Source organism: Bradyrhizobium sp. BLXBL-03, from assembly GCF_051853015.1.
Classification (GTDB): domain Bacteria; phylum Pseudomonadota; class Alphaproteobacteria; order Rhizobiales; family Xanthobacteraceae; genus Bradyrhizobium; species Bradyrhizobium manausense.
The window spans coordinates 554,683-578,162 of record NZ_CP182470.1 but is presented as its reverse complement, the minus strand read 5'-3'; the positions used below and the strand labels follow the sequence as shown (position 1 = coordinate 578,162).

20 protein-coding genes are annotated in these 23,480 nt (G+C 64.5%); 11 read left to right on the top strand and 9 right to left on the bottom strand.

Going from position 1 to position 23,480, the window contains the following annotated elements; genetic code table 11:
• Window positions 1–64 precede the first annotated feature (64 nt).
• Window positions 65–952, bottom strand: coding sequence for a branched-chain amino acid aminotransferase (locus ACNJX9_RS02710; RefSeq protein ID WP_439407723.1), 888 nt, complete (start codon window positions 950–952; stop codon window positions 65–67).
• Between the two features lie 149 nt (window positions 953–1,101).
• Between ACNJX9_RS02710 and ACNJX9_RS02705 the strand changes: the two genes are divergently transcribed.
• Window positions 1,102–2,037, top strand: a complete 936-nt coding sequence (locus ACNJX9_RS02705; RefSeq protein ID WP_057748135.1) for an alpha/beta hydrolase — start codon at window positions 1,102–1,104, stop codon at window positions 2,035–2,037.
• 9 nt (window positions 2,038–2,046) lie between these two features.
• On the opposite strand, the gene ACNJX9_RS02700 is transcribed toward ACNJX9_RS02705, so the two are convergent.
• Window positions 2,047–2,292, bottom strand: a complete 246-nt coding sequence (locus tag ACNJX9_RS02700; protein ID WP_057748140.1) for a hypothetical protein — start codon at window positions 2,290–2,292, stop codon at window positions 2,047–2,049.
• Between the two features lie 183 nt (window positions 2,293–2,475).
• Here ACNJX9_RS02700 and ACNJX9_RS02695 point away from each other — a divergent pair, with 183 nt between their 5' ends.
• Window positions 2,476–3,378 (top strand): hypothetical protein, encoded by a 903-nt coding sequence (locus tag ACNJX9_RS02695; RefSeq protein ID WP_439407722.1) that lies wholly within the window; start codon window positions 2,476–2,478, stop codon window positions 3,376–3,378.
• A 147-nt stretch (window positions 3,379–3,525) separates the two neighbouring features.
• Window positions 3,526–5,112: a sensor domain-containing diguanylate cyclase gene (locus ACNJX9_RS02690; protein WP_439407721.1), complete on the top strand. Its 1,587-nt coding sequence runs from the start codon at window positions 3,526–3,528 to the stop codon at window positions 5,110–5,112.
• A gap of 16 nt (window positions 5,113–5,128) precedes the next feature.
• On the opposite strand, the gene ACNJX9_RS02685 is transcribed toward ACNJX9_RS02690, so the two are convergent.
• A complete protein-coding gene (locus ACNJX9_RS02685) occupies window positions 5,129–5,695 on the bottom strand; it encodes a carboxymuconolactone decarboxylase family protein (protein ID WP_057748148.1) in 567 nt (188 codons plus the stop codon).
• A 161-nt stretch (window positions 5,696–5,856) separates the two neighbouring features.
• On the bottom strand, window positions 5,857–6,321 hold the full coding sequence (locus ACNJX9_RS02680) for an Lrp/AsnC family transcriptional regulator (protein ID WP_057748152.1): 465 nt from the start codon (window positions 6,319–6,321) through the stop codon (window positions 5,857–5,859).
• Between the two features lie 159 nt (window positions 6,322–6,480).
• Here ACNJX9_RS02680 and ACNJX9_RS02675 point away from each other — a divergent pair, with 159 nt between their 5' ends.
• Entirely contained in the window at window positions 6,481–7,497 is a 1,017-nt protein-coding gene (locus tag ACNJX9_RS02675) for a 1-aminocyclopropane-1-carboxylate deaminase (RefSeq protein ID WP_057748155.1), read from the top strand.
• A gap of 195 nt (window positions 7,498–7,692) precedes the next feature.
• Here the strand turns inward: ACNJX9_RS02675 and recQ are convergent, their stop codons facing one another.
• The 5 genes from recQ to ACNJX9_RS02650 form a co-directional block, all read right to left on the bottom strand.
• A complete protein-coding gene (gene recQ, locus ACNJX9_RS02670; RefSeq protein WP_439407720.1) occupies window positions 7,693–9,558 on the bottom strand; it encodes a DNA helicase RecQ in 1,866 nt (621 codons plus the stop codon).
• Window positions 9,559–9,655: 97 nt separating this feature from the next.
• A complete protein-coding gene (locus ACNJX9_RS02665) occupies window positions 9,656–10,399 on the bottom strand; it encodes a polysaccharide deacetylase family protein (protein ID WP_057748161.1) in 744 nt (247 codons plus the stop codon).
• 80 nt (window positions 10,400–10,479) lie between these two features.
• Window positions 10,480–11,508, bottom strand: coding sequence for a homoserine O-succinyltransferase MetA (gene metA / locus ACNJX9_RS02660; RefSeq protein ID WP_439407719.1), 1,029 nt, complete (start codon window positions 11,506–11,508; stop codon window positions 10,480–10,482).
• A gap of 12 nt (window positions 11,509–11,520) precedes the next feature.
• Window positions 11,521–12,822, bottom strand: a complete 1,302-nt coding sequence (locus tag ACNJX9_RS02655; protein ID WP_057748166.1) for an O-acetylhomoserine aminocarboxypropyltransferase/cysteine synthase family protein — start codon at window positions 12,820–12,822, stop codon at window positions 11,521–11,523.
• Window positions 12,823–13,013: 191 nt separating this feature from the next.
• Complete coding sequence (locus tag ACNJX9_RS02650; RefSeq protein WP_439407718.1) at window positions 13,014–13,970, bottom strand: MurR/RpiR family transcriptional regulator; 957 nt, start codon at window positions 13,968–13,970, stop codon at window positions 13,014–13,016.
• A 240-nt stretch (window positions 13,971–14,210) separates the two neighbouring features.
• Here ACNJX9_RS02650 and ACNJX9_RS02645 point away from each other — a divergent pair, with 240 nt between their 5' ends.
• The 7 genes from ACNJX9_RS02645 (at window position 14,211) to ACNJX9_RS02615 (ending at window position 23,479) form a co-directional block, all read left to right on the top strand.
• A complete protein-coding gene (locus ACNJX9_RS02645; protein WP_439407717.1) occupies window positions 14,211–15,752 on the top strand; it encodes an ABC transporter substrate-binding protein in 1,542 nt (513 codons plus the stop codon).
• A 76-nt stretch (window positions 15,753–15,828) separates the two neighbouring features.
• A complete protein-coding gene (locus tag ACNJX9_RS02640) occupies window positions 15,829–16,773 on the top strand; it encodes an ABC transporter permease (protein ID WP_057748172.1) in 945 nt (314 codons plus the stop codon).
• The gene (locus ACNJX9_RS02635; RefSeq protein WP_057748175.1) at window positions 16,770–17,630 is read left to right on the top strand and encodes an ABC transporter permease; all 861 of its coding nucleotides are present in this window, start codon (window positions 16,770–16,772) and stop codon (window positions 17,628–17,630) included. The genes ACNJX9_RS02640 and ACNJX9_RS02635 overlap by 4 nt, the downstream gene beginning before the upstream one ends.
• Before the next feature lie 3 nt (window positions 17,631–17,633).
• Window positions 17,634–18,608, top strand: a complete 975-nt coding sequence (locus ACNJX9_RS02630; protein WP_439407716.1) for an ABC transporter ATP-binding protein — start codon at window positions 17,634–17,636, stop codon at window positions 18,606–18,608.
• Window positions 18,605–19,555: an ABC transporter ATP-binding protein gene (locus tag ACNJX9_RS02625; RefSeq protein ID WP_439407715.1), complete on the top strand. Its 951-nt coding sequence runs from the start codon at window positions 18,605–18,607 to the stop codon at window positions 19,553–19,555. Before ACNJX9_RS02630 ends, ACNJX9_RS02625 begins: the two co-directional genes overlap by 4 nt.
• Window positions 19,556–19,659: 104 nt before the next feature.
• Window positions 19,660–20,295 carry a LysE family translocator gene (locus ACNJX9_RS02620; protein WP_439407714.1) on the top strand — a complete coding sequence of 212 codons (636 nt, stop codon included), beginning with the start codon at window positions 19,660–19,662 and terminating at the stop codon, window positions 20,293–20,295.
• A gap of 223 nt (window positions 20,296–20,518) precedes the next feature.
• On the top strand, window positions 20,519–23,479 hold the full coding sequence (locus ACNJX9_RS02615; protein WP_439407713.1) for a tetratricopeptide repeat protein: 2,961 nt from the start codon (window positions 20,519–20,521) through the stop codon (window positions 23,477–23,479).
• The last annotated feature ends 1 nt before the right edge of the window (window position 23,480 follow it).

The following is a 23,480-nucleotide window of genomic DNA, read 5'->3' as shown; positions in this document are numbered from 1 at the left end:
GTCTCCGCAGAGGGGGCTCTGGGTTGCTTCGCTGCGCTCGCAAGGACGGAGTGTGCGGCAGCGCCTATGCCGCCAGCTTCACCGCATGGGCAAAGTCCCAATACAGCTTGCGCGCCTTGGTGTAGAACGGACCCGGCTGCAGCTCCCGCTCGTCGATGCGAATCACGGGTGCGACCTTGGCAAAATTGCCGGTCGAGAAAATCTCGTCGGCGGCGAGAAAGTCCTGATAGCGTAGCGTCGTCTCGACCACGGTGGCGCCGGCGGCACGGAGCAGGCTGATCACGCGCTGGCGCGTGATTCCGTTGAGGAAGGTGCCGTTCGGCGCCGGCGTGAAGACGACACCGTCCTTGGCCATGAACACGTTGGAATTGCCGAACTCGGCAACGTTGCCGAGCAGGTCGAGCATCAGCGCGTTCTGGAAGCCGCGCGAGGCGGCTTCGGCAAGGGCACGCGAATTGTTCGGATAGAGGCAGGCCGCTTTCGCATCGACCGGCGCGCATTCGGCGGTGGGCCTGCGGAACGGCGACAGCGTGATCGCGCTGCCTGTCGGTTTCGGCATCGGCGCCTCGTAGATGCACAGGCACCAATTGGTGGTCTCGGGGTCGAACAGCACGCCGCCCCCGACGCCATTCTGCGCCCAATACATCGGACGGATATACAGCTCGGAATTCGGCGCGAACCGCGCGATGCCGTCATTGGCGAGCGCCAGCCAGGTGTCGGCATCGACCACCGGCTTGAGGCCGAAATTGATCGCGGATTGATTGGCGCGGGCGATGTGACGGTCGAGATCGGGCGCAACGCCCTCGAACGCGCGCGCCCCGTCGAACACCACCGAGCCGAGCCAGGCGCCATGGGTACGCGGCCCCATGATCGGCACATTGCCGTCGTGCCATTTGCCTTCGAAGAAGGTCCAGCTCGGCGAATAGTCGATCGGCTTCTTGATCTCGGCCATGACAGGCCTCCCTCGAAAAATATCCGGGCACTATTGTCCCAATTTCTAAACGATTTGCTGCGGCGAAGCATCAACTCTTGCCCCGGACGGAGGTTGAGACAACATCGCCACCAAACCGGCTATAATACCTGGATGTCACGGAGTTTCCCATGCCGCTCGATCCACTCGCCAAGCGCCTGCTGACCATGATGGCCGCAGCTGCGCCGCAGGCGCGGAGCCGGCCGAGCGTCGAAGCGCGGCGGCAATCGCTGGCCAAGCTGATGCAATTTGCGCGCGCCGAGGCGCCTGATGTGACCGCCTCCGACGGCGTGCTGCCCGGCCCCGGCGGAGAGCTGCCCTATCGACTCTATTCGCCGGCATCTGCCGGCTCCCGCGCGCCGGGCTTCGTTTTCTTTCATGGCGGCGGGCTCGTCGCCGGCAGCATCGCGACGCATGACCGGATCGCGGCGGCGCTGGCGCATGCGACCGGCTGCCGTCTCGTGTCGGTCGACTACCGTCTCGCGCCTGAGCACAAATATCCCGCTGCCGTCGACGACGCGGTCGCGGCGACTGAATGGGTTGCGCGCGAGGCTGAAACACTCGGCATCGATGCCGAACGGCTGGTTGTCGGCGGCGATTCTGCTGGTGCCACGCTCGCAGCGATCGTCTGCCAGGAGGCGGCGCAGAGCGTCGGCCTCTCCATCGCCGCACAATGCCTGATCTGCCCGGTGCTGGATTTCGAGGAGGTATCACCTTCGCGCGAGGCCTTCGCGGAGGGACACCTGATCGACCGCGCCACCATCGAGGCTGACCTGTCCGACTATCTGCCCGAGGGCCTGGATGCCGCCGATCCCCGTATCTCGCCGCTGCGCGCGACGCGGCTCGCGGGCCTGCCGACTGCAATCATCCACACCGCTGAATTCGACCCGATGCGCGACGAGGGCAATGCCTATGCGCGCAAGCTGCTCGCCGCCGGCGTCGCGGTCGAGCACGTCTGTCATGACGGCATGGTCCACAATTTCCACGCCATGGGCGCGATTCTACCGCAGGCGCAGCTGGTGCTGTCGCAGATCGGCGAGCAGGTGCGGCGTGCGGTGGTGAAATAAGCGCGCCAATCACGCGCGTGCGTCGAGCACGGCCCGCGCCGCAGCGACATACTCCGGCCAGTGCGCATCCGCATAGCGCTCGGCCTGCTCGACGCAGGTGACGTCGGACGCATGGGCTGCGGCAATCATGCGCGCGAAGCGCTCCTCGGCAACGGTCGCGTTGCCAGCCGCCGGCACCGGCGCAGCGGCCACCGCCGTCGGAGCCATGGCAAGCCCGGCCAGGCCAGTGAGCAGGATGCGGCGTGACGGATTCATGGCTGGCGTCCTTCAATTGCCCTGTCGGCAGTCTGGCGGGCGAGTGTGTCGGTGCGATCACGGCAGGGTAACCGCGTACATCCGCATCGTCCATGGCCCACGGATAGACCTTGACCCCACGAACGATCACGTTCCATCTAGCGAGCAATTCCGTCACCAGAGTGCCACGCGCCGGATTGTCACGTGTCTCATCGCAACCCAATTGATCGTCTGGCCTGGCGCACGATCGCGGTGGGACTGCTTTGTCTGACGTCCTCGGCAGGCGCCGCCTGCGCCGCTGATGAGGAGGACACGCCGGCAAAGCCTGCCGTCCCGAATATCTATCTCGATCTCCGTACCACTTATGCGACGATCCCGGCGGGGACGTTCGGGCTCGGCTTCGGCAACAGCTCACTCTCGGCCGCATTCGAGGCGCTGGCGACGCAGCGCGGGGTGACCTTGCCGAGCGGCTTGCCGGCGGCAAGATCGATCGCCGTCGACCTGCCGCTGACCGTGGATGTCAGCGATCGCGTGTCGCTCTATGGCGGTGTATCAGGCTCGTCGGCGGATATCGGTGGCGGCTGGTCGTCCTTCGACATCACCAGCTGGAATATCGGCGTGCAGGCCGATCTCCATCAGCAGAACGGCGGCAAGATCCCGACCATCACACTGCAATCCACCCTGACGCAGTCGGTGCCGAACGAACAGGGCATGACGAATTCGATCAACCACGTGCTGGAATTCGACTACGCACTGGACGAGGACGAGACGCGGGGCTGGCTCGCCGGCGTGCAATACACCCACACCGACATCGCCAGCCAGCTCGCCCGGATCAAGCCGAACACGATCCTTTATGCCGGCGGCTATTACCAATGGCCGAGCAACTGGAAATTCACCGGACGCCTCGGCGTGCAGTCATTCGGCGGCGCGCAGCTTGCGCGCCGGACCCTGGCGGAGCCCTTCACCCAGCCGATCCTGCGGCTCGACCTCGACCGCATGGACGACAACGACAACCGTCTGTTCGGCATCACCGCCCAGATCGCGTGGATGCCGAAGCCGTCCTATCAGCTGACGCTGCGCACGCCGCTTTATGCCGTGCGCAACTGACCGCGAGACGTGGTGATTTCTTGTAAATTCCGCGTCAACCGGCCGTTAAGCTTCATCCAAAAACATCGAGCGCGTTACGTTGCCGGAAGTAACCTTGCGCGACACTCATTCGGCTTTTCGCTTCGTGTTTTCGCCCTGGAGACTGCAATGTCCCGCTTGGTCACGGAACGGACGTTCCTTGCCGGGAAAATCTTCTTCAATTTCGGCCAATCGTCGATCGACTGCGTCGTGCGCCGGCTATCCGAAGAGGCCGCGACACTCGAGATGGAAAGCGGCCTCGGCGTGCCCGACCGGTTCCAGCTCAGGCTTCAGGGGCGCGATATCATCCTGAGCTGCCGGGTGATCTGGCGATCGGACCGCCAGGTCGGCGTTGCCTTCGAGCCGCCGGAGGCTATCGATCGCCCAGCCAGCGACGAACAGGGGCGCTCGCCCGATGCGCTGCTGCGCGCCCAAATGCTGGCCCTGCGTGTGGCCCTCGATCACGTGCCGACCGGAATCGTGCTGCTCGACGCCCATCTCAGGGCGCGCCTCATCAACCGATCGTTCCGCCAGATGTGGCATCTGCCAGAAGAGGTTGCCGACAGCAATCCCTCCATTCTCACGCTGCTTCATCACGGGCGCGACATCGGGGCCTACGAGGTGCCGGATCCTGCCCTCGAAGCCCACGTGATGGAGCGTGTCCGCGTGATCGAGGCTGGTGATCCGACGCCTGTCGACGTGCGCCGAACCAATGGCGATGTCGTGCGCGTCCAATGCACGCCATTGCCGGACGGCGGACGCATGCTGACCTATACGCCGGTCACCGACATTGTGCGCGCCTCGGACGAGCTGAAGCTGTTGCGGGATGCGCTGGAGAATGTTCAGGACGGCGTTCTCCTGCTCGATTCCGGCTTGAACGCGAGCTTCATGAATCTGCGGATGCGCCGGTTCTGGGAGGTGAGCGAACAGGAAGCCGCCGCCCGCCCGGCGTATGCGTCGCTGGTGAGCCGCGCCCAGCGCGCCAGCGCGCCCGACCTGCCGGCGGGCGAGCTGGCAAAATTCCCCGGCAAGCGCGTTGCCGAGGTTAGGGCCGGCGATCACGTGCGCGACCTTCAGACGCCTGACGGGCGGCGGGTCAGGGCCCATTGCACCACGATGGCAAACGGCGGCCGGATGCTGACCTATGTCGACATCACCGATCTCACCAACAAAGCCGCCATGCTGGAGCGGCTGGCGACCACCGATCCGCTCACGGGTCTGTACAACCGTCGGCATTTCCTGGGGGCGCTCGATGCGGAATGGAGTCGCTTCCAGCGCTACTACCGCTCGGTCTCGGTCCTGATGCTCGACATCGATCATTTCAAGTCGGTCAACGACCGCTACGGTCACGCGGTCGGCGACGAAGCGATCAAGGCCGTCGCAGCCGCATGCAACGAGGGCAAGCGCAAGTCCGATCTCGTCGGCCGCGTCGGCGGCGAGGAGTTCGCGGTGCTGCTGCCCGAGACCAGCCTGTCGCGCGCCAAGCTCGTCGCCGAACGAATCCGCAAGCGCGCGATGGCGATCCGGCTGAACGCGCATCAGGCGCAGTTCGGTGTCACCGTCAGCATCGGCATTGCCGAGGCCAGCGTCAGCATGTCCGGCATCGACGCGCTGATGGGCGCGGCCGATCAGGCGCTCTACCAGGCCAAGAATGAGGGCCGCAATCGCTGCATCGCCTGGAATCCTCCGCCGTCTGCAAACAGGGCGGCGGAGTGATCGTCGCGAGCTGCTTCTATTCGGGCTCGGGCACTGGCACGTCGAACGTATTCAGCGTCACCGAGACCATGCAATAGATCCCGACCAGGTAGGACAGTTCGGCGGCGCCGTGCTCGCCGAACTCCTTCACGGCGGCCCGATAGGTCAGCTCGGGCAGAACGCCACCGCTGACCAGCGCGGACGCCATGTCGTAGGCGACGGCTTCCTGCTTGGTAAGATCGACCGGCCGCTGCCCGGAGACGATGGTCGCGAGCTTCTCGTCGGAGAGGCCGCGCTGCTCGGCGACCAGCACATGGGCGTAGAGCTCGTAGCCGGAGCGGAAATGCGAGCCGGTGACAAGGATCGCGACCTCACGCACCGGCGCGGGCAGCAGCGGGTTCGACGCGATCGCCTTGACCAGCTCCCACACCGGCTTGCCGAAGCGCGGCTCGCGGATCCAGGGATTCCAGGGACCGAGCAGCGCGCCGTCGTCGCGCATGTTCACGAAGCCCTTGAAGTGGTCCTTGATGCCCGCTTGCATGTCGGCATAGAGCGGCTTCTGCTCGTCGCTCAGCTCTTTCGGATCGAGAATGGGAAGGCGCACGGCGGATTCTCCTCGTTGAGAAGCGGCGACCGTCGCTCGCGTGCGCTCACATGGCAAGTGAAGTTGCCGTGACGACCGTGCGATTTTGCTAGTGGTGTGGAGCGCCTCGGTGCTCCGCGCCCGGCTCAGAGCAGGAGTCGTCCGTGATCGCTCGACACCGCTCAGAACTCCAGCGGCGCGTTGTCGACGACTTCTTTCATCACGAAGAAGGTGCGGGTCTGGCGGACGCCCGGCAGCGCGATCAGCTGCTCGCCATGGATACGGTTGAAATCCTCCATGTCGCCGACGCGGATCTTGAGGAAGTAGTCGAAATCGCCGGCGACGAGGTGGCAGTCGAGCACGAATTTCAACTTGGCAATCGCCTGCTCGAACGTCGCAAAGCTCTCCGGGGTCGAGCGGTCGAGCACCACGCCGACCATCACCAGCGTGCCCTTGGCCACCTTCTTCGGCGCCACCATCGCGCGAACCGTGGCGATGAAGCCGTCCTCGAACAGGCGCTGGGTGCGGCGATGGCAGGTGGCGGGGCTGATCGCGACAGTTTCGGCCAGCTCGGCGTTGCTGAGCCGGCCGTTATTCTGCAGCAATCTCAACATCTTGAGGTCGATACGATCGAGTCGTGCGGACATGGAAGGAACTTCCGGATTACGGGATATTCTCGGAAGGAATCTTAGCTTCCACCGTATCTTTAGCAAGATTACGCGCAATATTGGCGCAATATTCGAAAGCACCTTTTTCCGGCGAATTGCTAGTCACGTCCCAGCCATAACGCCATCAGGGATGATCCCATGAATCTGGACAAATTCGCGCGCTATCCGCTCACCTTCGGCCCGACCCCCATCGAGAAGCTCGAGCGGCTGTCGAAACATCTCGGCGGCAATGTCGAGATCTACGCCAAGCGCGAGGACTGCAATTCGGGCCTTGCCTATGGCGGCAACAAGCTGCGCAAGCTCGAATACATCATTCCCGATGCGATCGCCTCCAATGCCGACACGCTGGTCTCGATCGGCGGCGTGCAGTCGAACCATACCCGCATGATCGCGGCCGTCGCGGCCAAGATCGGCATGAAGTGCCGGCTGGTGCAAGAAGCCTGGGTCCCCCACGAGGACGCCGTCTATGACCGCGTCGGCAACATCATGCTCTCGCGCATCATGGGCGCGGACGTGCGCCTGGTCGACGACGGCTTCGACATCGGCATCCGCAAGAGCTGGGAGCAGGCGGTCGAGGACGTGAAGGCCGCCGGCGGCAAGCCCTACGCCATTCCGGCCGGCGCCTCCGTGCACAAATTCGGCGGGCTCGGCTATGTCGGCTTCGCCGAAGAGGTGCGCAAGCAGGAGAAAGAGCTCGGCTTCAAGTTCGACTACATCATCGTCTGCACCGTCACCGGTTCGACCCATGCCGGCATGCTGGTCGGCTTCGCCGCCGACGGCCGCGCGCGAAAGGTGATCGGCATCGATGGATCGTTCACCCCGGCGCAAACCAAGGCGCAGGTACTCTCGATCGCGCAGAACACCGCAAAACTCGTCGAGCTCGGCAAGGACATTGTTGCAGACGACGTCGTTCTAATCGAGGACTACGCCTATCCCGCCTATGGCGTGCCGTCGGAGGAGACCAAGGAAGCGATCCGCCTCACCGCGCGGTTGGAAGCGATGATCACCGACCCTGTCTATGAAGGTAAATCGATGCAGGGCCTGATCGACCTGACCAAGAAGGGCTATTTCGAGAAGGGCGCGAAGGTGCTCTACGCCCATCTCGGCGGCGCACCTGCGTTGAACGGCTACGGATACGCGTTCCGGAACGGGTGAGAGGCTCTACTCGCGCATCCTCACCAACCTCGTCCTGGCGAAAGCCAGGACCCATTACCCCAGCCGTCAATTGTTGAAGCGCGCTGGGGCAACCAGCATGCCACGTGCCTCAGTCCGTGGTTATGAATCCCGGATCTGCGCGCGCGCTTTGGGCGCGCTTGTCCGGGATGACGATGTGGGGAGATCGGGGCGCGCCTACCGCGCCCTGACGATCTGCAACAGCTCCTCGCCGTAATGCTCGAGCTTCTTGTCGCCGATGCCGGGGACATTGCGCAGCTCGTCGAGCGTGGTCGGCCAGGCCCGCACGATGCCGTCAATGGTGGCATCGTGCAGCACGACATAGGCGGGCACGCCGCGCTCGCGCGCCACATCCGAGCGCCAGGACCGTAGCCGCGCGCGCAATTCGGGATCGACATCGCCTTGTGGCGCGCCGGCAGCCGGCGCAAGGTCGCCGCGGCGGGACTTTGCGCGGCTGGCGCGGACGCGCGTGCCAGGCGCCTCCTCCCGCAGCCACACCTCGGTCTCCCCACGCAGCACGCCGCGCGCCGAGTCGGTCAGTTTCAGCGCGCCGAAGGCCTCGCTGTCAGCCCGCAAATGGCCCATTGCCACCAGCTGCCGCAGCACGGTGCGCCACTGCCTCTCGTTCAGCTCGCGCCCGATGCCGAACACCGACAATTTGTCGTGGCCGAACTGCGTCACCTTGTCGGTCGGACGCCCGATCAGCACGTCGATCAGATGCATCGCGCCGAATCGTTGCCCGGTGCGATAGACGCAGGACAGCAGCTTTTGCGCCAGCACCTTGCCATCGCGCAGCTTGGGCGGCGTCAGGCAATTGTCGCAATTGCCGCAATTCTCGGCCATCACCGTCTCGCCGAAATAGGCGAGCAGCCGTTTGCGCCGGCACTGCGCGGTCTCGGCGAGACCAACCAGCGCGTCCAGCTTGCCGATCGACACGCGCTTGAACTCGTCGGAGCCGCTGGACTCGTCGATCATGCGGCGCTGCTGCACGATGTCGGACAGCCCGTAGGCCATCCAGGCCGCTGACGGCTTGCCGTCACGACCGGCACGACCGGTCTCCTGGTAGTAGGCCTCGATGCTCTTGGGCAGATCGAGATGGGCGACGAAGCGCACATCGGGCTTGTCGATGCCCATGCCGAAGGCGATGGTCGCGACAATGACGATGCCGTCCTCGTTGAGGAAGCGGTCCTGGTTGCGCGAGCGCACTTGGCTGTCGAGCCCGGCGTGATAAGGCAGCGCCGCAATGCCTGCGTCATCCAGCGCAGCTGCGACCTCTTCGACACGGTTGCGCGACAAGCAATAGACCACGCCGGCGTCGCCGGCATGGCGTTCCCGGATGAAATCCTTGAGCTGCGACACCGCGTTGCGCTTGTCGACGATCTCGTAGCGGATGTTGGGCCGGTCGAAGCTGGAGACGAATTGCGGGCTGTCGGTCAGCTGGAGGCGCTGGACGATCTCTTTCCGCGTCAGTTCATCCGCAGTCGCTGTCAGTGCGATGCGCGGCACATCGGGAAAGCGCTCGGCGATGACGGAGAGGCCGACATATTCAGGCCGGAAATCGTGGCCCCATTGCGAGACGCAATGCGCTTCGTCGATCGCAAACAGCGCCACCTTGGCCTGCGCCAGCATCGACAGGCAGCGCGGCGTGACCAGCCGTTCCGGCGCGACATAGAGCAGGTCGAGATCGCCGGCGATCAGACGGCGCTCGATCTCGGAGGCCTCCTGGAACGACAGCGACGAGTTCAGCGCAGCGGCATTGACGCCGGCCTCGATCAGGCCCGCGACCTGGTCGCGCATCAGCGCAATCAGCGGCGAGACCACGATGCCGCAACCTTCGCGCAACAGCGACGGCAATTGATAGCACAACGACTTGCCGCCGCCGGTCGGCATCAGCACCAGGCAATTGCCGCCGTCGGTCACATGACGGATGATCTCGCCCTGCGCGCCGCGAAAGCCCGGCAGGCCGAACACCGAATGCAGCACCGACAGCGCATCGCGGCCATCGGCCGAGGCTGGCAGCGGAGCGGTGGAAGGGGCGGACATGGGCGCGTCGGGGTTTGAGAGATTCGTCACGACGCAAGTCGCATGACGGCGGGGACGTTGCAAGGCGATTTGGGCGGCAAGGCGCCGTGTTTCCCTTCTACGCCCCGATCCTGCGCAAGGCCTCGGCGACCGTCACGATCGGCATGCTGCGCTTCTCGGCCGCCTCCAGCGCGTGGTGCAGCAGGGCCGGTGTGCAGCCATAGGGGCTCGGCGCATCGGCGACGTCGTGGCCGTAGAAGATCAACCAGCCACCGCTCGCAACGGCGTCGTCGAAGTAACGGTCCACCCCATCCGTATCGATCTCGCAATTGACCAGGGGCGAAGCGCGCAGGAACTGGAGATCGATCACGTCGCTGTTGACGCCGGGAAGGATGCCCCGCGCCGAGCGGAAGATCCTGGCGAGCTGCGGCTTGCGCCAGACCGAAGCGAGGCCATAGGGATAGGCGAAATTCTCAAGCCGGATCGAGGAGTCGATGCCGCGGAAATGGCTACGGTTCAGCTCGATCTCGCGCGCCATCGCGCTCTCATCAAGATCCACCGCGCGCAGATGCGAGAAGGTATGACAGCCAATCTCGTGACCAGCCTGGTGCAGACGCACGATCGCATCGTTCGACAGGCCACGCCAATGATCGTCGGGCTGGTCGATCAGGCTGCCCGCGATATAGAACGTGCCGCGGCCGCCATGGGCTTCCAGCAGCGCGGCGCCCTCGCCTGCGGCGCTATCGGGCGCGTCATCGAAGGTGAAGCTCACCATCGGTGCATGTGTCGGCAAGCGGTGCGGCGTGGCGCGGAAATGCCGGGCCAGCCGATTGCTCAAGCGTCCGTTGAGGCTCGACAGCACGAGTGCATTCCCTGTGACTCTGTATGTCTGCACTGAAACATTTGCGCGGGGTGTGACGCAAGTTTAACGGTTGGGTAATCCTAACGCGGAACCGGAGGCTCCGAGGTTAAAGGCGCGGGCAGTGGAGCATCCGCCTCCGCACCGAGATATCGCAACCAATTGCGAAACAACGCCGCCGCGGCGCTACCGGCCGCGATATCTGTCCGCAAGGTCAGCGCAGGCAAGTCGTTGGTCAGCGCCGGATGACGCTGATGCTTCGCGCGCTTCTCGAAGCGCGCGAGTTTCTCTTCGGTCGCCGCGTCGAAATAGCTCACCGGGAGGGCGGGATAGACCTCCCGCTCGCGCGCAAGATAACGACCGATGTCGCGCAGATATTCGCGCTGCAGCGACAGCGCGTCATACTCGGGATGGCCCTGGAAGAACACGAAGCGGCTGGCATATTGCCTGACGAAAACGTCGACGCCAGCTTGGGCCGACCGGGTCAGCACCTGATAGCCGGCCTGTGCGAGATCCCTCTCGGTCACCTCGTTCAGACGCGAATGCGAGACCTTGAGCGGCGCCGGCGCATCGCGGGTCAGCGGGTCGCCGGTCACGGCCTCGCAGTCGAAGATGCCATGGCATTTCGACGGCAGCCGCTGCCGTTCAATGCGATCAAGATGCAGCACCGCGGCATGGGCGGCGAGGCACGACCAGATCGTCGAGCGCGTATTGACCCTGGCCCAGTCGATCAGTTCGGTGAGATCGCGCCAGTACGGTTCCTGGTCGAGGTCCGGCGCGATGGGTTCGGCGCCTGTCACGATCAGGCCATCGAATTTCTGGTGCTTGAGATCCACCAGATCGGAATATTCGCTGTCGACATGCCATTTCGCTTCCGGCGAACGCTTCACGGACGGCAGCGAGAAGCAGTGGAAGCGGATGCGGCGCGGCCCCGCGGCGGCCTGCAGCAGCTTCATGAACTGCCGCTCGGTCGCCTTCAGCGCTGCATCCGGCATGTTGTTGATCAGCCCGATGGTGAGTGCAGCACCCGCATGATCGCGCGCGAGGTCGCCCTCGGCCGGAACCAGCGCCGGGCTTGCGATCCCTTGATCCCTGGCGATCAAGATGCTCATCGGCCCGATTGCTTACTCCGCGGCCTGGAGACGCGCGGCCGGACAGGCCTTTTCCAGCGCCTGATCGATGTCCTCGATGATATCAGAGGCGTGCTCGATGCCGATCGAGAGACGGATGGTCTCCGGCAGAACGCCGGCAGCGCGCTGTTGCTCCGCCGACATCTGGCGGTGCGTGGTCGAGGCTGGATGGCAGGCCAGCGACTTGGCGTCGCCGATATTGACGAGACGCGTGATCAGCTTCAGCGCGTCGTAGAAAGCCTTGCCGGCTTCCATGCCGCCCTTGATGCCGAAGGTGAACAGCGAGGAGGCGTTGCCGTCGAGATATTTCTGGACCAACGGATAATAGGGGCTATCCGGGAAGCCGGTATAGTTGACCCAGGCGACGCGTGGATCGTTGCGCAGGAATTCGGCGACCTTGCGGGCGTTCTCGCAATGGCGCTCCATGCGCAGCGCCACGGTCTCGATCCCCTGCAAAAGCAGGAAGGCGTTGAACGGCGACAGCACCGAACCCATGGTGCGCTGATAGACGCTGCGCGCGCGCTCGATATAGGCGGTCCTGCCGAAGCGCTCGGCATAGACGAGGCCGTGATAGGAGGCATCCGGCCTGTTGTAGGCCGGGAAGCGGTCGGCATGCTCGGCCCAGGGGAAATTTCCGGAATCGACGATGGCGCCGCCGAGCGTGGTGCCGTGGCCGCCCAGGAACTTGGTCAGCGAATGCACGGCGATGTCGGCGCCGTAGTCGAACGGCTTGAGCAGGATCGGCGTTGCGACGGTGTTGTCGACGATCAGCGGCACGCCATGGGCATGCGCGATTTTTGCGAGGGCCTCGATGTCGCAGACATTGCCGGCGGGATTGCCGATGGTCTCGGCAAACACGGCGCGGGTGTTCTCGTCGATCAGCCTGGCGATCGCCTCGGGCGCATCACTCTCGGCGAAGCGGCCGGTGATGCCCTGCCGCGGCAGGATGTGCGACAGCAGCGTGTGGGTGGTGCCATAGAGCTGCGGCACGGAGACGATGTTGCCGCCATGATCGGCGACGTTGACGAAAGCAAAATGCAGCGCAGCCTGGCCGGTCGCGACCGCAAGCGCGCCGACGCCGCCTTCGAGCTGGGCGATGCGCTTCTCCAGCACGGCGCTGGTCGGATTGGCGATGCGGCTGTAACGAAAACCTTCGGCCTCGAGATTGAACAGCGCGGCGCCGTGATCGGCGCTGTCGAAGGCGTAGGCGGCGGTCTGGTAGATCGGCACGGCGACCGCATGCGTGGTGGCTTCGGGCTCGTAGCCGGCGTGAATTGCGATCGTCTCGTTGCGCATCGTACCACCTCCGCAGGGGAGCGGGCCGCACTTATTGGCCTGGATGAGGCATGTGCGTTGTCCGCCGTCCCTCTGTTAGAGGCGGGTGGTAAAGCGGACAATAATTCGCTTAGAGATCGAGGAAGTAACCCTAATGGTTGTTGGTGAATTGGCTAAACTTCGAGTCAATATGGATTAACCACTGCGGCGGTTCAGTCACCGAGCGGCCCATTTGAATTCCCGTCGGCGCCCTTCAGCAGCTCGTATTTGATCCGGCGCATCCGGGTCTGGGCTTCGAGCGGCTTGCAATAGGCCGTCGATGAGGCGAGCAGATCGATGGCCGCAAGAAGGGCATAGCGCGACGCAGTCGGCTTGAGCGCATCGGGCGCTTCGGGCACGTGCACGCCAAGTGCGATATCGGCGATCGAGGCCAACCTGCTGTGCGGCTTGGTGATCGCGACAACAAGAGCACCGTATTGCTTGGCGATACCGGCTGCCTCGATCACCTCCTTCGCCATTCCGGTGGTCGAGATGGCGACCACGACATCGTCCCGGCCAAAGGTTGCGGCGATCATGCGCATCAAGCTCGGGTCGGAGCTGTGCGAGACGGCGATCCCAAGACGAAAGAAGCGATTTTGAACCTCCATCGCCGCAAGGGTCGAGCCGCCACCCACGCCGAACGCGGCAAGTTTCGAACAGCGGGAGATGGCTTCGGCAGCCCTCTCGACGTCCTCTCTCTGCAGCCCCTCTTCGGCGGCAGCAATGGCGCGGCGAATTTCCTGGAACACCGAGCGCCAGAGCGCAGGACGCGCCAGATCCGTGCCGACATGCGGAGGCAGTTCAAGGTAAATCCGCCCAACCGCCATCGCTTGGGCCAGCCTCACCTTGAGGTCACGGACGCCACGACAGCCAACGGAGCGGCTGAACCTGGTCACTGTCGGTTCACTGACGCGCGCGCTGCGCGCCAGCTCCGCATTGCTAGCGTGAATGGCAAACTCAACGTCAGCCAGCAGCGCCATGGCAACGCGCTGCTCCGAGGGACTGAGATCAGGAGCACTTTGTCTGATGACGGAGACGATGTCGCCGGCCACGAAAGCGTCGCGGCGCGATGGCGTCGAGGCAGCTGTCCCAGCGGTTTTCGCCGTTTGAATTCGCTTCGCACGCGGCATGCGCGCCCTTCCTCAGGTCGGAACCTTCCGCCTTGACCCGGAGATCGCCGTAAGAAACCTTCAGTGTCGACCGGTTCAGCTAGTGGCGGGTGAGCAATTCCTGGCAATTTTTCGCTTGAAACTTAGCATAATCTGCCTGTAACTTTCAAACAAACGATAACGGGCCGCCCGATCCAATCCGAAAGGGCGCATCCCCCGCACGTCGAGGCAGGCGGCGGAAACAGGCTGGGAGGGGCGATCATGAGATGCGACCTCAGTGTATTGATGCGCGGCGCGGTTGGGATCGCCACCGCATTGTTTCTGAATGCGCAGGCCAGCGCGGCCACCCTGCTTCGCGAAGCCACCATCGGCGAACCGCCGCCACTCGATGTCATGCTGACGACAGCCGACGTCGCCTCCGTCATCGGCCGTCACATCTTCGAAACATTATATGCGCTGGACTCGACCTATACGCCACGCCCGCTGCTGGCCGAGAGTGATCGCGAGGAAGACGGCGGCAAGACCATCGTCATCAAGCTCCGCGAGGGCGTCCCTTTCCACAACGGCAAGGAAATGACTGCCAAGGATGTGGTCGCTTCGATGACGCGGTGGGGCAGTGTCGGCGCGCGCGGCAAGCTCCTGATGGCCGCAGCCGTCTCAGTCGAGGCGACGGGAAAGTATGAGGTCACGCTGAAGCTATCGGCGCCCAACGGCGCCTGGAAGACTCTCATTGCGGACGTCAATGGTGGCCTTGCGATCTATCCGGAAGAGATCGCCGCCAACGCAGGCAACAAGCCAATCGAGCAGAAGGACTATATCGGCACCGGTCCTTACAAGTTCGTGGAGTGGCGGCCGAACCGCTATGTCGAGGTGGAGAAATTCGATGGCTACAAGCCGGTGAAGGAAAAGGGCGACGGCTTCGCCGGCGCCCGCGTCGCCAATTTCGACAAGATCCGGTTCATTCCGGTCCCTGATGTCGGCACCCGCGTCAGCGGCGTGCAGGCCGGCGACTACGATTACGCGGAAATGATCTCCGGCGACCTGTACGAATCCCTGAGCAAGGACCCGTCGGTTCAGGTGCAGCGTACCAACGCGCCGATCTTCGGCCTTTTCTTCATGAATTCGAAGCAGGGAATCCTGAAGGACAATTACAAGCTCCGCCGCGCCATCCAGACCGCGCTGGACAAGTCGCAGGCCCTGCGCGTCGCCTTCGGCTCCAAGGAGCTGTGGAATGCCGAAGGGTCGATCTTTCCCAAGGGCACGCCCTGGTACTCGGCAGAAGGCGTGTCCGGCTACAGCCTCCACGATCCCAAGAAGGCCAAGGAGCTCGCCAAGGAGGCGGACTACACGGGCACTCCGATCCGCCTGCTGGTCTCGACCAACTATCAGGCGCACTATGATGAAGCCTCCGTCTTCACGCGCCAATTGGCAGACGCCGGCATCAATGTTCAGATGATGGTCGTCGATTGGGCGACGCTTCTGAAGATGCGAGGCCAGCCGGAACAGTGGGACATCTTTGTCACCCACCATTCCTTCTCGCCCGATCCGCTGCTCTTCACCTTCCTGAATGCGAGCTATCCCGGATGGTGGGACAGCCCCGAGATCAGCTCGCTGCGGACCGAGCTGATCAGATCGACCGATCCGGCCGCACGCAAGGCGACATGGGACAAGATCCAAGCGCTGATCTACGACCAGGTTCCGGTGATGAAAGTAGGCGATGCCTACACCTATGACATCGCGTCTCCCAAGCTGAAGGGACTGAACCCGAATGGTCCCGCATTCTGGAATGTGTCCACGAAGTAAGGACGGGCAATGAGACCACCGGGAATGTCCAGCGCCGCCAGCGCGCATCGCCGCCGCTGATCGGCCGCACGATCGCATGTGGTCTTACTCACTCAAGCGCGCGGCAACGACGGCGGTGACGCTTCTGGCGGCGTCCGTCATCATCTTTGCCTTCATCCATATCGTCCCGGGCGATCCCATCTACGTTCTGCTCGGTGACACCGCGACGCCCGATCAGATCGACGCCCTCCGACACCAGCTCGGCCTCGACCAGCCGATCGTCCTGCAATATCTGACCTGGATCGGCCACGTGACCGAGGGCAATCTCGGGCGGTCGATCTTCTTCCAGGCGCCGGTGTTGTCGGTCATTGCCGATGGTGCCGAGACCAGCGCCTTGCTCGCCACCATGACGATGATCTGGGTTACGCTGATCGGCGTGCCGATCGGCATGATCGCGGCGGTCCGGCACGGCACCTGGCTCGACCAGGGACTATCAGGCGCCGCGATGCTGATGGCCTCGATTCCCACGTTCTGGGTCGGGCTGTATTTGATCCTGATCTTTGCCGCGTGGCTTGGCTGGTTTCCGAGCTCCGGTTATCCGTCGATCTTCGAAGGCGGCATCGTCAATCTCCGCTATCTCGTCCTGCCGAGTCTCGCGCTTGCGGCGCCGAATGCCGCGTTGATTCTGCGGCTGACCCGCGCCAGCATGCTCGACGTCTCCCGCGAGGATTACGTGCGCACGGCGCGTGCAAAGGGCATCCGCCCCTGGCAGGTCGTGACCCGGCACATTCTGCGCAACGCGCTCCTGGCGGTGGTCTCGGCATTCGGCTTCACTTTCGCGGCGCTGCTGTCCGAAGCCGTGGTGACGGAAACGGTGTTTGCCCTGCCGGGTATCGGCCGCCTCGTCGTTCAGTCGATCCTCCGCCGGGACTATCCGGTGATCCAGGGCGTCATTCTGGTCATCGTCGTCGTGTATCTCCTGGTCAACCTGATCGTCGATCTGAGCTATCGCCTGCTCGACCCCAGGGTCGAACTGCAATGAGCCGTGACGGCGCGATCTTCTGGCTGAAGCCGTTCATCGCGCGACCGATCGCACTGATGGGGCTCGGCATCCTGCTCGCGACCGTGCTCGCCGCGACCTTCGCGCCCTGGCTCGCACCTTACGATCCCTACGCCATCGATCCGTCGATCCGCCTGACACCTCCAAACGCGCTTCATTGGTTCGGCACCGACCAATTCGGCCGAGACACCTTGTCCCGCGCCATCCAGTCAGCGCGCATGGCACTGCTGATCGGTTCAGGCGTGGTCATGTTCGCGCTTGTGACAGGCGTGCCGATCGGCGTGCTGTCCGCCCTGTTCCCCCGGCTCGGCCATGTGCTGATGCGCATGGTCGATGTGCTCATGGCGTTTCCGAGCCTGCTGCTCGCACTTGGGCTGATCGTCGTCCTCGGTCCGAGCGTGGTGAACGCCATTCTGGCGATCGGGCTCGGCTACATGACCACGACGACGCGGATCGTTTACGGCCTGACGCTGCGCTTGCGCACGGAGACCTATGTCGAGGCTTCCCGCAGCATGGGCGCCGGAACGGCTTGGCTCATCGGCAAGCATATCTTGCCGAACCTGGTCTCACCGCTTCTTGTGCAGGCCAGCTTCGTCTTCGCATTCGCGCAGCTTGGCGCGGCATCGCTGGATTTCCTCGGCCTCGGCGCGCCGCCGGAGATTCCGAGCTGGGGCAACATGCTGGCGGAATCACGCACCTTCATCACCCGCGCGCCGTGGCTGCTGTTCTTTCCGGGCATGATGATCGTGGCGACTGCGTTTTCGCTCAACCTGGTCGGCGATGCCCTGCGCGATCGCCTCGATCCCCGGTTCCGTCAGCTCCTTGGCGAGAAGGGCTAGATCGTGCTGTCCGTTCGCGACCTTACTGTGTCATTGGGGCCGGCGACTGCACCGGTCGATATCGTCGCCGATGTGTCCTTCGAACTTGCCAAGGGCGAAATCCTCGGCCTCGTCGGCGAATCCGGCTGCGGCAAGAGCATGACCTCGCTCGCGGTGATGGGATTGCTGCCGCAGCCCGGCCCGCGGATCCGCGCCGGCCGCGTCCTGTTGGAGCGCAGCGACGTGACACAGCTGCAACCCTGGCAGCGCGTCGAAGCGGGCCACGGCCGGATGGCCATGATCTTTCAGGAGCCTATGACCTCGCTGAACCCGGTTCGTCGGATCGGCGATCAGATTGCCGAAGCCGTGCGCGTGCATGATCGCGTGTCCGGCGCTCCGGCGACCGCCCGGGCACGCGAGCTGCTCGAGCTGGTGCGCATGCCCGATCCCGCAATGCAGCTGTCCGCGTATCCGCATCAATTGTCCGGCGGCCAGCGCCAGCGGATCATGATCGCGATCGCGCTGGCCTGCAGGCCCCAGGTTCTGATTGCCGATGAACCGACCACGGCCCTGGATGTCACCATCCAGGTGCAGGTTCTCGGCCTGCTGCGCGAGCTCTGCAACCGCCTGGACATGGCGATGTTGTTCATCACCCACGACATGGGGGTGATCGCGCAGCTCGCGGATCGCGTTTCGGTCATGTATGCGGGTCGGATCGTGGAGACCGCTGATGTCGCGGCGTTGTTCGGCAGACCGCGCCATCATTACACGCGCGGACTGATGGACTGCATGCCGTCGCGGAATTTCGGCGCGCGCCGCCTGCCAACCATCGCGGGCCAGCCGCCGGCACCCGGCACAGTTGGTGCCGGCTGCGTCTTTGCCTCACGATGCCCGGCGGTGCGCGAGCCCTGCCGCACGGCGGATCCACCGCGCGCCGAAGTTTCGCGAGGCCATGAAGTGCTCTGCGCTTTCCCCTTGGACGATGGGGGACCGCGATGAACGGAAACGCTGTCCTCGACATCAACGACCTGAAGGTCTCCTTCAAGGTCAGGCGCGCCGGCCGAAAATATCAGGTGCGAGCGGTGGATGGCGTGTCGCTGTCGCTGGCGGAGGGCGAGGTGCTCGGAATCGTCGGCGAGTCAGGCTGCGGCAAGACCACGGTGGGCCGGTCCATCGTCGGGCTGGTCCGGCCCGACAGCGGCAGCATCAGCTTCAAGGGAAGGGACGTGACGGGCGCCGGCCTTCGCGACATGCGCCTGAACATCCGGATGGTGTTCCAGGATCCCTATGCATCGCTCAACCCGCGGCGCGCGATCGGAGACTCGGTCGCGGAGGCTGGCGATATCAACGGCTTCTTCACCAGTCGCGCCGGGCGCAGCGCCGCGATCGCCGCCGCGCTGACGGCGGTGGGCCTGGATCCGTCCTTCGCCGCTCGCTATCCGTACGAACTCAGTGGCGGACAGCGACAACGCGCCGGCATCGCGCGAACAATTCTCCCCTCGCCGTCCATCGTGATTGCCGACGAGCCGGTCTCGGCCCTCGACGTGTCGGTGCAGGCCCAGGTGCTCAACCTGATGATGGACCTGCGGGAGCAGCTCGGACTGTCTATGCTGTTCATCTCCCACGACCTCGGCGTCATCGGGCAAATCAGCAATCGTGTTGCCGTGATGTATATGGGCCGGATCGTGGAACAGGCCGCAACGCGGACAGTTCTGGACGATCCGCGCCATCCCTATACGCGATCGCTGGTGGCGGCGATTCCGAAGCCGGACCCATCCAGGCGAATTCTCGGTGCCATCGAAACGGGCGAGCCGCCAAGCCTCTTCAAGCGGCCAAGCGGCTGCGCCTACGCGCCACGTTGTCCGCTAGCCAGCGATCGCTGCCTGGTCGACGTTCCCGAACTTCGGTCCGTGGACGACAGAGCACTCGCCTGCCACAACGTATAGCCGGCGAGCACATCCACCCTCATGATCGTCATCGGGTGCGCCGAGCCGAGCCAAAGACCTCGGCAGTGTGTATAATCGCCGGCAATGTGGCGGAGTAGCAGAGCATGCTAACTTTTCTTGCATTCATCGGGACGTCGATCATCGTCATCGTCACGCCGGGGCCCGATACGGCGACGACAATCCGCAGCACCCTTTTGGCCGGGCGGACTGGCGGGATTTGCACGGCGGCTGGCATAGCAGTTGGACAGACAGTCTGGGCGCTGGCGACCAGCGTCGGCCTTGCTGCTCTCCTGGTGGCCTCGGCGCCACTGTTTCTCACGATCAAGTATTTGGGGGCCGCTTATCTTATCTATCTCGGTATCGTCGCGTTGTCCGAAGCCGTTTGGCCGCCGGAGCAAGGTTCGGGGATGGCGGAGGAAAACCACCCGCATGGCCGCGTGAGCCCCTGGATGGCCTTCAGGCAGGGCCTCATCAGCGATCTCGGCAATCCCAAGATGGCCGTTTTCTTCACCAGCCTGCTTCCCCAGTTTGCACCGATGGGCGGTTCGACCTTTGCGACACTGCTCGCTCTTGGAATTGTCTTTGCAGTCATGACCTTCCTCTGGCTCGCATTTTATGCCGCAGCCGTTCACAAGGTGCGGAGTACACTTCAACGCCCCACCGTGCGTCGCCTTGTGGAGGGCGCGACCGGAGCGGTCCTGATTGCTCTGGGTTTGCGCATCGCCACCGAGCAGCGGTAGAGCATACCAGGAAGCGTACTCTCACAAACCGACGTTCCGAACCCGCCGCGTGCTCAAAACGTCGGCGCGGTCATCTTTGCGCGCGGCGCGTCGAACCGTTAGGCGCTGACAGAACACCAACGTTCTTGGACCTGAACGAAGCAAAGCGCGTCATCGACCTGCCTTGTTCGTTCGGGCACGGCACAACCTCGATGCAATCGCGGTGCGGATCAGGGGGCGTGAGATGATCCTCGAATGGCGACGGAAAGCCGCAGCGCTGGCGGCCGCGTTCGCAATTGTCGCGGCGCTTGCGGTGGCGCCGGCGGCGGCACAGCGCGCCGATATCGAAACGGTGCAGAAGCGCTTCAATACGCTGCTGGCCGCGGGCAAATATGACGACGCACTGGTCGAATGGCAAAAGCTCGAGACGGCCGTAAAGGCCCGATTCGGGACCGAGCACCCGAACTATGCCCTGATTCTGATCAAGGTGGCCGTGACCTACCAGAACCAGGGCCGTTATGCCGACGCCGAGGCGGCCTACAAGCGCGCTGCCGCGATCCTGGAGAAGGCGCTCGGGCCAAATCATCCGCTGGTCGCGACGGCACTCGACGACATGGCCGCCGTGTACCTCTACGAAGCGCGTTACGACGAGGCCGAGGGGCTGTTCAAGCGTGCCTTGGCGATCCGCGAGCAGGCCCTCGGACCTGAACATCCGGATCTCGCCGCGACGTTGAACAACCTGTCCGTCGTGTACAAAGGACAGGGGCGCTTTGCAGAAGCGGAGCCGATGTTGAAGCGCGCGCTGGCGATCACGGAAAAAGCCCTCGACCCGAACCACACCCAAGTCGCAGCCGCGCTTGTCAACCTCGGCCTTCTCTATCAAGACCAGGCGCGCTATGGCGACGCCGAAGGCCTGTTCCGGCGAGCGCTGGCGATCCAGGAGAAGGCCACCGGCCCGGTCCATCCGATCGTGGCCAACATCCTGCACAACCTTGCCTCGACTGCCGAGGACCAGGGCCACACGGACGAGGCCGAAGCGCTCTACAAGCGGGCGCTGGCGATCAAGGAAAAGATGCTGGGGCCGAACCACCCCGATCTTGCCGACACCCTCGACAATCTGGCCGTGCTGTACGGCGGCGAGAACCGCAGCGACGAGGCGGAGGCACTGTACCGGCGGGCGCTGGCGATCCAGGAGCGGGCGCTGGGTCAGGAGCATCCCGACGTCGCGCACATCCTCAACAATCTCGCTCTCGAATTCGAGGCGCGCGGCAAGTACGCCGATGCCGAGGAACTCACCGCGCGCGCGCTGGCGATTTACGAGAAGAGCCTCGGCGCGAACCACCCCGACACCGCCAATGCCCTGCACAATCTTGCACGCGAGTATGCCGAGGCCGGCGATGGCGCCAACGCCCTCGCCTATTCACGCAAAGCCACCGCCGCGGTGCTGGCCCATGCCGCCCGAGAGGCCGATAGCGCCCGGCAGAAGCAGCGATCCGGAGGCCTCGTCGCGCAGCGCGCACTGTTCTTTCGCCGCCACGTCGCCAATCTTGCCCTTGCGGCGCGTCAACAGCTCGCGCCCGAACCGACGCTCGCCCGCGAAGCCTTCGAGATCGCCCAGTGGGCCGACCAGTCGTCCGCGGCGGTTGCCGTGCAGCAATTCGCTGCGCGCTTCGCCTCCGGCGCCGGCGCACTTTCCGCCCTGGTGCGCGAGAACCAGGACCTCGCCGGCTCGTGGCGCGAGACTGACCGCAAGCTCGTCGAGGCCTTGTCGAAGCCCGAGGGCGATCGCGACCGCAAGGCGATCGATGCATTGCGCCGCGCGAGCGGCGAGGCCGAGGCACGGCTCACCGCCAGCGACAGAAGGCTGGCGCGGGAGTTTCCGGAGTTTACCGCGCTCACAAGGCCGCAGCCGCTGGAGGTGAGCGCAGTCCAGAACCTGCTCGGCAGCGACGAAGCGCTGGTCTTCTTTCTGCCTGATGACAAGGAGAGCCGCGTCTTTGCGGTGACGCGCGACGGCTTCGCCTGGCACGACATCGCGCTCGGTGCTGACGCCCTGGCCAACAAGGTCAAGGCATTCCGCCGCGGCCTCGATGTCGGCGAATGGGTGGCGGCGCGCAGCGCCGGCGCGCCGGGAATGTTCGACCTCGGCCTCGCGCGCGACCTCTACGTCGCCCTGCTCGACCCCGTCGACGCCCTGATCAGGGACAAGCGCCATTTGCTGGTGGTACCGACCGGTGCGCTCACTGCCCTGCCGTTTCATCTGCTGCTGACGCAGCAGCCGGCCGCACCGAACCCTACCGACGTTGCGGGCTATCGCGACGCCGCCTGGCTGATCAAGCGGCAAGCCGTCAGCGTCCTGCCGTCAGTCGCGAGCCTCAAGGCATTGCGCGCCTATGCGCGCCAGCGGCCGGCGGCGCAGCCGATGATCGGCTTCGGCGATCCGGTGTTCGGCATGCCGGACGCGCGCGGTGCGCCCGCCGCCCCCGCTGGCGGCCTACCGGCTGCGCAGCGGACAGCGGCACGCACGCGCGCCTACACCGACTATTGGGAAGGCGCGGGCGTCGATCGCGCCATACTCGGCAAGGCACTGCCGCCCCTGCCAGAGACCGCCACCGAGCTTCGCGCGATTGCCCAGAAGGTCGGTGCGGCCGCGAGCGACCTTCATCTTGAAGCCGACGCGAGCGAGGCCAACGTGAAACGGCTGCCTCTCGCCGACTATCGAATTGTCTATTTCGCGACCCACGGTCTCGTTGCCGGCGACATCAAGGGCGTGGCCGAACCGTCGCTGGCGCTGAGCATTCCGCAACGTGCGAGTGATTTCGATGACGGACTCCTGACCGCGAGCGAGGTGGCCCAGCTCAAGCTGAATGCAGATTGGGTGGTGCTGTCGGCCTGCAACACCGTGGCGGGTGACAGGCCCGGCGCCGAGGCCCTGTCGGGGCTGGCGCGCGCCTTCTTTTATGCCGGCGCACGCGCCCTGCTGGTTTCGCACTGGGCGGTCGCTTCCGATGCCGCGACCCGGCTCACGACCGCGACCTTCGACGCCATCAAGTCAGACCCTGGTATCGGCCGTGCCGAGGCCCTGCGCCGCGCCATGCTGGCCTATCTTGGCGATACGGCGAACCCGGAGAATGCCTATCCGGCGTTCTGGGGACCGTTCTCCATCATCGGCGAAGGCGCTGCGCGCCGGGACACGCCCGAATGAC

Excerpts from the sequence above, each read along its gene's own strand:
- ACNJX9_RS02680 (WP_057748152.1), bottom strand. The coding sequence starts at position 6,321 with ATGTCCGCACGACTCGATCGTATCGACCTCAAGATGTTGAGATTGCTG.
- ACNJX9_RS02650 (WP_439407718.1), bottom strand. The coding sequence starts at position 13,970 with ATGCCGCGTGCGAAGCGAATTCAAACGGCGAAAACCGCTGGGACAGCT.
- ACNJX9_RS02690 (WP_439407721.1), top strand. The coding sequence starts at position 3,526 with ATGTCCCGCTTGGTCACGGAACGGACGTTCCTTGCCGGGAAAATCTTC.
- ACNJX9_RS02700 (WP_057748140.1), bottom strand. The coding sequence starts at position 2,292 with ATGAATCCGTCACGCCGCATCCTGCTCACTGGCCTGGCCGGGCTTGCC.
- ACNJX9_RS02620 (WP_439407714.1), top strand. The coding sequence starts at position 19,660 with ATGCTAACTTTTCTTGCATTCATCGGGACGTCGATCATCGTCATCGTC.
- ACNJX9_RS02625 (WP_439407715.1), top strand. The coding sequence starts at position 18,605 with ATGAACGGAAACGCTGTCCTCGACATCAACGACCTGAAGGTCTCCTTC.
- recQ (WP_439407720.1), bottom strand. The coding sequence starts at position 9,558 with ATGTCCGCCCCTTCCACCGCTCCGCTGCCAGCCTCGGCCGATGGCCGC.
- ACNJX9_RS02615 (WP_439407713.1), top strand. The coding sequence starts at position 20,519 with ATGATCCTCGAATGGCGACGGAAAGCCGCAGCGCTGGCGGCCGCGTTC.
- ACNJX9_RS02705 (WP_057748135.1), top strand. The coding sequence starts at position 1,102 with ATGCCGCTCGATCCACTCGCCAAGCGCCTGCTGACCATGATGGCCGCA.
- ACNJX9_RS02635 (WP_057748175.1), top strand. The coding sequence starts at position 16,770 with ATGAGCCGTGACGGCGCGATCTTCTGGCTGAAGCCGTTCATCGCGCGA.
- ACNJX9_RS02710 (WP_439407723.1), bottom strand. The coding sequence starts at position 952 with ATGGCCGAGATCAAGAAGCCGATCGACTATTCGCCGAGCTGGACCTTC.
- ACNJX9_RS02675 (WP_057748155.1), top strand. The coding sequence starts at position 6,481 with ATGAATCTGGACAAATTCGCGCGCTATCCGCTCACCTTCGGCCCGACC.
- ACNJX9_RS02640 (WP_057748172.1), top strand. The coding sequence starts at position 15,829 with ATGTGGTCTTACTCACTCAAGCGCGCGGCAACGACGGCGGTGACGCTT.
- ACNJX9_RS02645 (WP_439407717.1), top strand. The coding sequence starts at position 14,211 with ATGAGATGCGACCTCAGTGTATTGATGCGCGGCGCGGTTGGGATCGCC.
- metA (WP_439407719.1), bottom strand. The coding sequence starts at position 11,508 with ATGAGCATCTTGATCGCCAGGGATCAAGGGATCGCAAGCCCGGCGCTG.
- ACNJX9_RS02655 (WP_057748166.1), bottom strand. The coding sequence starts at position 12,822 with ATGCGCAACGAGACGATCGCAATTCACGCCGGCTACGAGCCCGAAGCC.